Annotated in this window: 9 protein-coding genes; 4 read left to right on the forward strand and 5 right to left on the reverse strand. The window is 62.7% G+C overall.

The features are described 5' to 3' along the window. Positions 1–85: 85 nt before the first annotated feature. On the forward strand, positions 86–955 hold the full coding sequence (locus tag ISP15_RS11515; RefSeq protein ID WP_404547487.1) for a hypothetical protein: 870 nt from the start codon (positions 86–88) through the stop codon (positions 953–955). Between the two features lie 444 nt (positions 956–1399). Further along, positions 1400–2794 carry a group II intron reverse transcriptase/maturase gene (gene ltrA, locus ISP15_RS11520; protein ID WP_404547488.1) on the forward strand — a complete coding sequence of 465 codons (1395 nt, stop codon included), beginning with the start codon at positions 1400–1402 and terminating at the stop codon, positions 2792–2794. A 145-nt stretch (positions 2795–2939) separates the two neighbouring features. On the opposite strand, the gene ISP15_RS11525 is transcribed toward ltrA, so the two are convergent. The 5 genes from ISP15_RS11525 to ISP15_RS11545 all read right to left on the reverse strand — a co-directional run bounded on the left by ISP15_RS11525 (position 2940) and on the right by ISP15_RS11545 (position 7539). Continuing rightward, on the reverse strand, positions 2940–3845 hold the full coding sequence (locus ISP15_RS11525; RefSeq protein ID WP_404547489.1) for a DUF4097 family beta strand repeat-containing protein: 906 nt from the start codon (positions 3843–3845) through the stop codon (positions 2940–2942). A gap of 17 nt (positions 3846–3862) precedes the next feature. Then, entirely contained in the window at positions 3863–4321 is a 459-nt protein-coding gene (locus ISP15_RS11530) for a hypothetical protein (RefSeq protein ID WP_404547490.1), read from the reverse strand. Continuing rightward, on the reverse strand, positions 4318–4866 hold the full coding sequence (locus ISP15_RS11535) for an RNA polymerase sigma factor (protein ID WP_404547491.1): 549 nt from the start codon (positions 4864–4866) through the stop codon (positions 4318–4320). Before ISP15_RS11535 ends, ISP15_RS11530 begins: the two co-directional genes overlap by 4 nt. 147 nt (positions 4867–5013) lie before the next feature. Next, the gene (locus ISP15_RS11540) at positions 5014–6783 is read right to left on the reverse strand and encodes a phosphoenolpyruvate carboxykinase (GTP) (RefSeq protein WP_404547492.1); all 1770 of its coding nucleotides are present in this window, start codon (positions 6781–6783) and stop codon (positions 5014–5016) included. A 177-nt stretch (positions 6784–6960) separates the two neighbouring features. After that, entirely contained in the window at positions 6961–7539 is a 579-nt protein-coding gene (locus ISP15_RS11545) for a TetR/AcrR family transcriptional regulator (protein WP_404547667.1), read from the reverse strand. Positions 7540–7659: 120 nt separating this feature from the next. Between ISP15_RS11545 and ISP15_RS11550 the strand changes: the two genes are divergently transcribed. Then, the gene (locus tag ISP15_RS11550) at positions 7660–8577 is read left to right on the forward strand and encodes an alpha/beta fold hydrolase (RefSeq protein WP_404547669.1); all 918 of its coding nucleotides are present in this window, start codon (positions 7660–7662) and stop codon (positions 8575–8577) included. A gap of 1 nt (position 8578) precedes the next feature. Next, positions 8579–11047 carry an acyl-CoA dehydrogenase gene (locus ISP15_RS11555; protein WP_404547493.1) on the forward strand — a complete coding sequence of 823 codons (2469 nt, stop codon included), beginning with the start codon at positions 8579–8581 and terminating at the stop codon, positions 11045–11047. Positions 11048–11061 lie beyond the last annotated feature (14 nt).

An 11061-nucleotide genomic window follows, 5' to 3' on the forward strand; every position in this document is an offset into this window, starting at 1 on the left:
AAAATGAGGTACACTTGCATCCGGGAGTCCGTGCCTCGCCGAGGCGCGGAATAAAGTCTGTTGGATTCACTCTGAATTTCTGTTCATGCGCCGACTGTTGCTGACATTGCCGCTGCTCTGCATGCCGCTCATCGCGGCAGGCCAGGCAGTGGACGGCAACCTAGGTGGCGTCGCCTGGTTGCAGCAGCAAACCCTGAAATCCGCGCAGCAGCCGATGCAAGGTTCGCTGCTGGTGCAATCGCAGAACACGACCACCGCGAATGCGCAGAACGACACATCGCTGTCGCTCAACCCGCTCGCTGGCGGCACGGTCTCATCCAGCACGGTGCAATATGGCCTTGCACCAAACGTCACCGCACAGGCCGGTGTCACCCAGCGCTCCTGGGCGACGCAGCCGCGCCTCATTGGCAGCGAGGTCGGTGCTACCTATAACGCCGGCCGCTACAGCCTCGGCGTAAGCGTCGCGCAGGACCAGGTGCCTAATACCACGCCGCTGCCGCGCGTGCTGCCGGGGGCGGTAACCGGTGTCAACGGATTGCCTGATTTCGATAGCAGCACGCAGGTCAACGCGCGCGGCCGCTTTGCGCTCAACGGCAGCAGTGGTGTGCTGCTAGGCGCCAGCGTGGGGCGTATCCACTTGCTGCCCGGCAACCTGATGGGGCTTAGCACGCTCGATCAGAAGGCGTTGAGCTTTGGCGTAGATCATGGCCCGATCAGCGGCAACATCATTGGTCGCACGATGCAGCCTGAGCCAGGCATGCCGAACAGTTTCACCGCAGACCGGCGCTGGAACAGCATCGACCTGGGCGTAACATGGCGCTTGCCCTGGCAAGGTTCGTTGAGCTTCGGTGCGCAAAATATCTGGTCGTCCGGCAATGCAACCAATGTGCCGGCTGGCCCACCCGAACCGGATCAGTCACGCACGCCATATGTGCAGTATCACCAGGATCTGTAGTTCGAAGATTTGACACGAAAACGCCTCCGCTTGCCGGAGGCGTTTTTGCTGTGCGCCCGGCAGGGCGCACTTGCTTGGAGGTGAAAGTCCTCTACTCGCCCGGCAAGGGGGAAGAGTTAGCCAGAGGCAAGGGCGGAAGGGTGACCGACCGTCTGGAGGAAGCCCGAGGCAAAGCGCTGGCCTGACGAACAGGAAGCGGATGCGAGGCGACGTGGTGGGGTGAGGCAGCAGAAAAGGCTAAAGCCCAATACCTGCACGGAACATCACGGCGTAGATCCGACAGGCATAAGCGTGAAGGCAGGTGCGCCATACCCGGGGAGATCTCGCCTCATGCCCGAAAGGGTGACGTGGCAACACGGAGCGAGAAGTCAGCCGAGGCCATAGTAGGTGCAGCACGACCGAAGGGCCGAACACGAGAGACCGCAATTAGGACGATGTACCTCGATGATCGACGACGACGCAGAAGCTCGGGAGACCGAGGCCCACACGCAGGGAGCGGAACAGTATTCCGCAAGTGGCGCGTGCGGTGCAGAGTCGATCACGGCGGACGTTGGGCAAACGAACGCGGGGATGCCACGGCTGATGGAAGCCGTGGTGGAACGTAGCAATGTCTGGGCGGCATCTCAGCGAGTCGTACGCAACGGTGGCGGGCCGGGGGTCGATGGCCAAACGGCAGGATCGTTGAAAGACTGGCTGAGGACGCATTGGCCCAGTGTCCGAGCAGCATTGTTGTCAGGCGATTACCGGCCGTCGGCGGTACGCGCGGTGGATATCCCCAAGCCTTCGGGCGGGATACGCACTCTGGGTATCCCGACGGTGCTGGATCGGTTGATTCAACAAGCGCTGCTACAAGTCCTTCAACCCACCGTTGAACCCACGTTCTCATCATCCAGCTATGGCTTCCGTCCCGGACGGAGTGCCCACCAAGCCTTAAAGGCGGCCAAGCGGTATGTGCAGGAAGGTCGTCAGTGGGCAGTAGATCTGGATTTGGAGAAGTTCTTTGATCGCGTGAACCACGACATCCTGATGTCGCGGGTGGCGCGGCACGTGGACGACGAGCGGGTGCTCAAGCTAATCCGTCGATATCTGGAAGCGGGATGGATGCGCGAGGGGGTGGAAGGGGCGCGGAACAGGGGCACGCCCCAAGGCGGTCCGTTGTCGCCGCTGCTCTCGAACATCCTGCTCACGGATTGGGACCGTGAACTGGAACGTCGAGGTCATGCCTTCTGTCGCTACGCGGACGACTGCAACATCTACGTCCGAAGCGAAGTGGCAGGCAGACGTGTGATGGCGCAGATGAAAGTCTTCCTGCAAAAGCGTCTGAAACTGCACATCAATGAAGCGAAGAGCGCGTGCGCCCGACCGTGGAAACGAAAGTTTCTCGGATACACCCTGACGGCCGTGGGGAAGATCCGTCTGCGCTTTGCCCGGGAAAGTGTGGCGAAGTGGCGCGATCGCATCCGCGAACTGCTGCGTCAGGGACGAGGGCGAAGCCTGACTCGCACTATCGAGACACTGAATCCGGTGTTGCGTGGATGGGTCAGCTACTTCCAACTCAGCGAGAGCCGGGTGGCATGGGAGGAACTGGATGTGTGGTTGCGCCGGCGGCTTCGGTGTCTGATCTGGGATCAGGCGAAAACCCGGCAGCGACGTACTGCACTGCTACGACAAGGTGGGATCGACCCCGTGCGTGCGTGGCATTCGGCCCGCAATGGGCATGGCTCATGGTGGAATGCCGATGCGTTGCATATGCGGGTGGCGTTCCCGAACGCCTTCTTCCATAAGCAAGGTCTGGTCTGTCTGACCGACACTGTTCGATATCTTCAGCGTCACTCGTGAACCGCCGTATGCGGAACCGCACGTACGGTGGTGTGGAAGGGGGCCGGATTACCGGTTCCCTATCCGATTCTGCGCAGCTGACTTTTTAATGAAAGCGGGATAACAGACCAGCGTCCATCGTCGCGCGAATTCCGCCGCCCATTCCTCACTCCTGCTTTCGAATCCGAAGGTCGCCGCTGAAGGTTTCGATATTGATCTTGCCGTCACCGCCGCCGGCCACCGCATCGAGGGTGCTACCTGGGCCATGTTCGGGCCGCGTCGGTGAGCCAAAGTCGCTGCGCAAGTCGCCGCTGAAAGTGCTGGCGTGCACATGGCTGCTCAGCGAGCCAGGGAATTGCAATTGGAGATCGCCGCTCATGCTGTCGATGCTCATCGTGCCGCCCGTGGCCAGGCCGCCGGCAAGCTGCACATCGCCCGAAACCGTGCTGAGGCTGAGTTGCCGCCACGGGCCGCCACCTGCCTGGATATGACCGGAAACGGTCTGCAGGTCGACCACGGTGCCCAGAGCCGGCGCCAGAATATCCCCGCTCACGGTCTGCAGCTTGGCCTGTTTGGCCTGGCCGGAGAAGGCGACGTTGCCGCTGACTGTCACTACGTTGAGCATGGGTGTCTGCGCATGGATGCGCACGCGGCCGCTTACTGAATTCACTTCGATATCGCCGCCGTCGATGCCGTCGAGGCTGAGCGGCGCGCTGATGACGTTCACCTTGATTGACGCACCGCGTGGCACGTTGACGTCCAGGGTGGTGGCTGACATGGCCTTGTCGCCGCCCCAGTCGAACCAGCCGTCATGTCCGTGCGCCTGCACGTTGATCGTCAGGTTATTGTCGCTGCCCTGGATGGACAGGGGTTCCGCGCCCTGGCCCAATTGGCCGCCCACGTGCACTTCGTTGCGGTCCCAGGCGGTAATGGTCACCTCGCCTTTGATGTTGCTGATATTGACGTGCGCGGTCGGCGATGCGGGATGGCTGAGGTCGAGCGGGTTGTCGGCATATGCCTGTCCTCCCCACGACAGGCAGATCAGCAGCGGCAGATAGCGGGTGGTTTTCATGGTTATGTCCTGAGGCTTCAGCCGGCTTGTTTGTCGAGTTCGCGCAGGCGGTTCTGCTGTGCATCAGTCTGTTGCAACAGGCGCTGCAGGGCAGACGAATCGGGAGCTTGCTGCATGGCCTGTTGCAATTCCATGCGCGCTGCGTCGAGCTCGATCGCAGCACCCGCGAGGCGCGGATCGCTGGGTTTCCAAGGCATCTTGCCGGTCAGGGTCGTGTTGCTCGCGACAGCCGGCGTGGTTTGCGGACGGGAACGCATTTGCCATACGACACCGCAAGCCAGCACCACGACAGCGGCGAGACTGGCTGCCAGGGCCCAGGCCTGGCGTTGCCGCGCATGCTTGCCTGGCAGCGGCGTGACGCTATTGGCTGGCGAAACCTGGTCGAGCGCGGCATCGATGCGAGTCCACAGCTCGTTGCGCGGAGTCACCGGCTGCTGCAGTTCGCGCATCTGGCGCAGCCATTCGAATTCGTTCATCGCACTTCTCCCAGAGCCTTGCGCAACAAGCCGCGTGCGCGGTGCAGTTGCGCCTTGGACGACCCTACCGCCATCTCCAGTTCGCCGGCGATTTCTTCGTGCCGCCAGCCTTCCACGTCATGCAATACCAGCACCGCGCGAGCCCGAGGCGGCAGCTTGCCGATCGCGCGTTCGAGTTCTTCACGTTCGGCAGCACAGAACGGCGTCTGCCCATGGTCAGGCAGGTTTTCTTCATCCGTGTAACCGACCGGGTCGGCGCCCCTGGCCCTTATATCCATCAGCGCCACGTTCACGGCCAATCGATAAAGCCAGGTGCCGAACGCGCTCTGCTCGCGAAAGCCGCCCAGTTTCTGCCAGGCGCGCACGAAAGCATCTTGCGTAAGGTCCTCGGCACGCGCGTGATCGTAGCCGGACAGCCGCAACATGGCGCCATGGATACGACCTACGTGCAGGCGGTACAGGCGTTGGAAAGCCTGCCGGTCGCCTGCCGCGGCCGCGCGCACGTCATCCATATCGTTGTGTCCCGCAGCGAGCGCAGGTGGCATGGCGCTTCCGTTAGCGATGCAAGCGGTAATCATCTTGCCAGCTTGGATGCGGCTGCGGCTGCCGGGGTTTAGATGCCCTTCGCATTGGCGTTCCCTGCAGCCCCTCTCCCGACTAACGGAAGAGGGGCCGGGCGTATCACAACGCGGTCAGGCAGTAGCTGCCCTGCGCGGGATCTCCAAGGCCTGGGCGATACGCTGTTGCTCCTGCCGCAGGCGCTCGGGCAGGCGCGGGCCGAAGCTGTCGAGATAGTCGCCGATGGCATGCAATTCGGACTGCCAGCCCGCGCCATCGATATCGAGCAATTCCGCGAGAACGTCGCGCGGCAGGTCCAGGCCTTCCATTTTCAGTTCGCCGCTGGCGGGCAGGGTGCCGATGGGAGTGTCGATGCCACGCACCGTGCCGTCGACGCGCCCGATCATCCATTCGAGCACGCGCAGGTTCTCGCCAAAGCCGGGCCACAGGAACTTGCCGTCTTTACCCTTGCGGAACCAGTTCACGTGGAAGATTTTCGGCAGCTTTGCGCCCGGCTTGTCGAACGACAGCCAGTGCTTGAAATAGTCGCCGTAGTGATACCCGCAGAAAGGCTTCATCGCCATGGAATCGCGGCGCAGCACGCCTACCGCGCCGGTAGCGGCAGCCGTGGTTTCCGAGCCCATCGCGGCACCCATCATCACCCCGTGCGTCCAGTCGCGGGCTTCCATCACCAATGGCAGGAGCGAGGGACGGCGCCCGCCGAAGATGATGGCGCTGATCGGCACGCCTTGTGCGTCCTCGGCTTTCGGCGACCAGGTCGGGCACTGCCTGGCGCTGACCGTGAAGCGCGAATTGGGATGCGCGGCCGGACCGTTGGCCGGATCGTAGGGTCGTCCCTGCCAATCGGTGACCGGCGTGCCCGGCAGGCCTTCCCACCATGGCTGGTTGTCGGCGGTCACGGCCACGTTGGTAAAGATGGTGTCGCGCGAAATCGAGGCCAGCGCATTCGGGTTGCTGGCATGGCTCGTACCGGGAGCCACCCCGAAGAAACCGGCTTCCGGATTGATGGCGTAAAGACGTCCGTCGGTGCCAGGACGCATCCAGCAGATATCGTCGCCCACGGTCCATACGCGCCAGCCGTCCTGGCGATAACCTTCTGGCGGGATCAACATGGCCAGGTTGGTCTTGCCGCAGGCGGAAGGGAAGGCCGCGGCGACGTAATGCGTCTGCCCTTGCGGATTCTCGATGCCGACGATGAGCATATGTTCGGCAAGCCAACCTTCGCGCCGTGCCTGGTAGCTGGCAATGCGCAATGCGTGACACTTCTTGCCCAGCAGCGCGTTGCCGCCGTAACCGGAACCGTAGGACTTGATCGTCAATTCTTCCGGAAAATGCATGATGAAACGACGTTCCGGATCGAGCTCGCCGGTGGAGTGCAGGCCTTTCACAAAGCTGCCTTCGCGCTCGATACGCTCAAGCGCCGCCGCACCCATGCGAGTCATCGTGCGCATGTTGGCGACGACGTAAGGACTGTCGGTGATCTCCACGCCGCAGCGCGAAAGCGGCGAACCGATCGGTCCCATGCAATACGGGATCACGTACATCGTGCGGCCTTCCATGCAGCCGTCGAATAGCGCATCGATCTTTGCGTGCGCCTGGGCCGGGTCCATCCAGTGGTTGTTGGGGCCAGCGTCTGCTTCGTTGTCGGTGCAGACGAAGGTCAGGTGTTCAACGCGCGCCACGTCGGACGGATGGGAGCGATGCAGATAGCAGCCCGGATGGGTCTGCTGGTTCAGTTCGATCAGGTCGCCGCTCTGGAGCATTTGCTGCACCAGCGCCCGATACTCGGTATCGGAACCGTCGCACCAATGGATCGTCGCGGGGCGGGTCATAGCCGCCACGTCATTGACCCATCGCTCGAGCGTATCCAGCTTGCTCGTCATGTCTTCCCTCGCTTTGGTCTACCCACAAAAAGGATAGGTGACGGTAAGTTACGGGAACTGGCATTGCAAGGTTGCCTGCAGCAATGCCGTGTCGGCCAAAGTTCAAGGCAGCCGGACAGCCCAGGCATCAGGGATGCCCGGAATCGTGCTGTACCACTCTGCGACCCAGCCCAGGCCTCAGGCCGGGATGAGGGTGGCAATCATGTGTTCGACGTAAGCGTCGAACTCCTCGTGCGTCAACCTTGGCAGACCGAGCGTGAAATTCAGTTGCAGGAAGCCGACATAGGCGGCATAGGTAAGACGAGCGCGATTGAGGGCTTCGCTGGCATCCAGGCCAGCTTCGCTGTACGCGGTGTGCAGAAAATCCGTACGTCGCTTTGAGACACGCGCCATCACCGGTACCACCAGCGGGTGATCCAATGCCTTCAACAGGGCGGCGTAGACGCGGTGCGGCTGGAGTTCATGGGCGACGCGGCGGAACAGTTCAGGGAGGCGCTCGCGGGGATCGGCAATGGCCTCGATCTGGCTGATGATCTCGCGCTCGCCGTATTGCTCCCAGCGCTCGAGCGCTGCCAGGAGCAGGGCTTCGCGGGTGCGGAAATGCCAATAGAAGCTGCCCTTGGTCACGCCCAGCTGACGGGCCAGGGCTTCCACCGCAAGGGCGCCGACGCCCTGTTCGGCGATCAGGCTGAGGGCTGCGTCTTCCCAATCTTCCGCGGACAGACGTGTGCGTTCTGATTTTTGACGGACATTCATTTCCGTATGGTAGCCCAGACGGATCAGCAACTGTCGCCGTGCTGGCGCCGGTCCGCTGCGGGGAAACGCCGATTTCCCAGCAGGTTGACGACGTCCCGCAAGCACTCCATACTCATGCGTATGGATTTAATGACGCCCATTCCAAGCCCGTTTGAATCCGCCGACGGTTTGCAGCTCGCGGTAGACCTGCGGCATCCATCGGGTTGCCCCACTTTGTTGTTCGCCCATGGCTTCGGACAGACCCGTGGCGCCTGGAACGCGGCCGCAGGCACGATGGCTGCGCGCGGCTGCCGTTGTGTCACATTCGACAGTCGCGGCCATGGCGAAAGCGGGCACATGCCCGATGGCGCCTATCACATGGAGCAGTTCGTCGACGACCTGCTCGAGCTTGCCCGTGCCCAGCCGGAGCCGCCGATCCTGGTGGGTGCTTCGATGGGCGGCCTGCTCGGTTTGCTGGTGGCTGGCGAAATGCGGCCTTCGCCGTTCCGTGCCCTGGTGCTGGTGGACATCACGCCACGCTGGGAAACCTCCGGCGTCGAACGCATCCTGGCGTTCATGCAGGCGCATCCGGAAGGTTTCGCCAGCTACGCCGAGGCGGCCGAACAGATTGCCGCGTACCTGCCACAACGGCGCGAGCGCAAGAGCGAGCAGCAATTGCGTCCGCTGCTGCGCGAAAGCGCGGACGGGCGCCTGCGCTGGCACTGGGATCCGGCCTTGCTGGCCAATGGCCTGGTGAGCGAAAGCGAACGCTACCAGCCGCGCTTGCTTGCCGCCGCGGCGAAGGTGGAGGTGCCGGTGCTGCTGCTGTCGGGCGAACACAGCGATGTCGTCTCGCACCGCACGGTCGATGAATTTCTTGCGCTGGTTCCCCATGCGCGCCATGCCGAAGTGCCAGGCGCCACCCACATGTTGGCCGGTGATGCGAATGATGCATTCACGGCGGCGATCGCAGGCTTCCTCGAAAGCCTGGAGCCCGCCGACGTCCAGCAGGACGCGGCCAAGCAACCTGCAATCAAGCAACCTGCAATGAGGTATTGAGATGTCCGTATTACTGACCGTATTGGCGGCGCTCATTGCGACTGGCGCCTGCGCTTACCACCGCAGCAGCCTGCGCACTTGGGCCATCGCCACGATAGCCGTCACGCTGGTGGTTGGGCTGTTGACGCATGCCAGGGCCACCATGGTGGTACTGCTGATCATTGAACTGCTGATTGCCGTGCCGCTGCTGGTGGTGCCATTCCGGCGCAAACAGATCAGCGCGCCATTGCTGAAGATGTTCGCCAGGGTCACGCCCAAGCTTTCGGCTACCGAACAGACCGCGCTGGAAGCCGGCACGGTGGGATTCGAAGGCGAGCTGTTTTCCGGCAAGCCTGCCTGGCAAAACCTGTTGAGCCAGCCCAGGCCGGAATTGAGCGCGGAAGAGAAAGCCTTCCTCGACGGACCGGTGGAGCAGTTGTGCGGCATGCTCGACGATTGGCAGATCACGCACGAACTGGCCGATCTGCCGCCGGAAGTGTGGGAGTTCATCAAGAAGCACAAATTCTTCGGCATGATCATTCCCAAGCAATACGGTGGCCTGGGTTTTTCGGCGCTGGCGCATTCGGCCGTTCTGCAGAAGCTCGCCACGATGTCGGCCACCGCAGCATCGACGGTAGCAGTGCCCAACTCGCTCGGTCCGGCGGAATTGCTGCTGCACTACGGTAGCGACGAGCAGAAAAATTTCTATCTGCCGCGCCTGGCGGTCGGCGAGGAAATTCCGTGCTTCGCACTCACCGGCCCGTATGCCGGTTCGGATGCGACGTCCATTCCCGACTACGGCACGGTGTGCAGGCAGGTGGTCGATGGCGTGGAAACCATTGGCATGAAGTTGAACTTCGATAAGCGCTACATCACGCTGGCACCGATCGCTACCGTGGTGGGCCTGGCTTTTCGGCTATACGATCCGGAACATTTGCTTGGCGACAAGGAAGACCTTGGTATCACGCTAGCCTTGTTGCCGCGTAGCACGCCCGGCCTGGAAATCGGCCGGCGCCATTTCCCGCTCAACGTGCCGTTCCAGAACGGACCGGTGCGCGGCAAGGATATTTTCGCGCCATTGTCGACCCTGATCGGTGGGCCGCACATGGCGGGCCATGGCTGGCGCATGCTGGTCGAATGCCTCTCCGTGGGCCGCGCCATCTCGCTGCCTTCCAACGCCACCGGCGGCGTGCGCATGGCTGTGGCGGGCACCGGTGCCTACGCGCGCATGCGCAAGCAGTTCGGCTTGGCCGTGGCGCGCTTCGAAGGCGTGGAGGAAGCGCTCGCGCGCATCGGCGGCCTCACCTATGCCACGGCGGCGCTGTCGCGTGCCACGGCTGCCGCGGTGGATCGCGGCGAAAAGCCGGCGGTACCTTCGGCCATCGCCAAGTACCACGCTACCGAATGGGGGCGGGCGATCGCAGGCGATGCGATGGATGTGCATGGCGGCAAGGCCGTTCAGCTGGGGCCCAAGAACTACGCAGGCCGCGCGTGGCAAGGCGTGCCCATCGCGATCACGGTGGAAGGCGCCAACATCATGACGCGCAGCCTGATGATTTTCGGGCAGGGTGCGATCCGCTGCCATCCTTACGTACTGAAGGAAATGCAGGCGTTGGCGATTGCCGATTACCACGAACGCTTGAACACGTTCGACCGCGCCCTGTTCGGACACATCGGTTTCGGCATCTCCAACGCTGTGCGCAGCTTTGTGCTTGGCATTACCGGAGCAAGCATCGGCGCGGCGGCTGGCGATGCGTATACGCGACGCTATTACCGCAAGCTCAATCGCTATTCCGCCGCGCTGGCCTTGTGCGCCGATACCTTCATGGGTGTGCTCGGCGGCAAGCTGAAGTTCAAGGAAAAGCTGTCGGCGCGCCTCGGTGATGTGTTGAGCTATCTGTACATCGCCAGCGCCATGTTGAAGCGTTACGAGGATACCGGCCGGCCTGAAGCGGATCGTCCATTGCTGGCCTGGGCTTTCCACGAATGCATGTGGCGCACGCAGATGGCGTTGGATGGCGCGATCCGCAATTTCCCGGTGCGTCCGGTGGCGTGGCTGCTGCACGTACTGGTGTTTCCGTTCGGTCGCCGCGAAGTGCCGCCTTCGGATCGCCTTGGCCGCCGAGTCGCCGCGATCATTACTGCGCCCGGCGAAGCCCGCGATCGACTGCTGGAGTGGGCATACCTCACGCCGACCGCCAATAACACCGTCGGCCGCATGAACCAGTTGCTGCCGGATGTGATCGCGGCCGAGCCGGTCGAACGCAAGTTCGGCAAGGCGCAGAAGGCCGGCCAGTTCACTTCGCGCGACTACGCTGGGCAACTGGATGAAGCCGTGCGCGCTGGCGTGATCGACGCCAGCGAGGCAGCCTTGCTCAAGCGTGTGCGCGAGGGCGTGTTCGAGTTCATCTCGGTGGACGATTTCAACCCGGAAGAATTGCGCTCGGCGATCACCCGTAACGACCTGAAGAAACTGGCCGATGCGGCGTAATCGCCGACTACGGA

Origin of the sequence: Dyella jejuensis (assembly GCF_044904675.1) — a bacterium.
Taxonomy (GTDB): domain Bacteria; phylum Pseudomonadota; class Gammaproteobacteria; order Xanthomonadales; family Rhodanobacteraceae; genus Dyella_B; species Dyella_B jejuensis.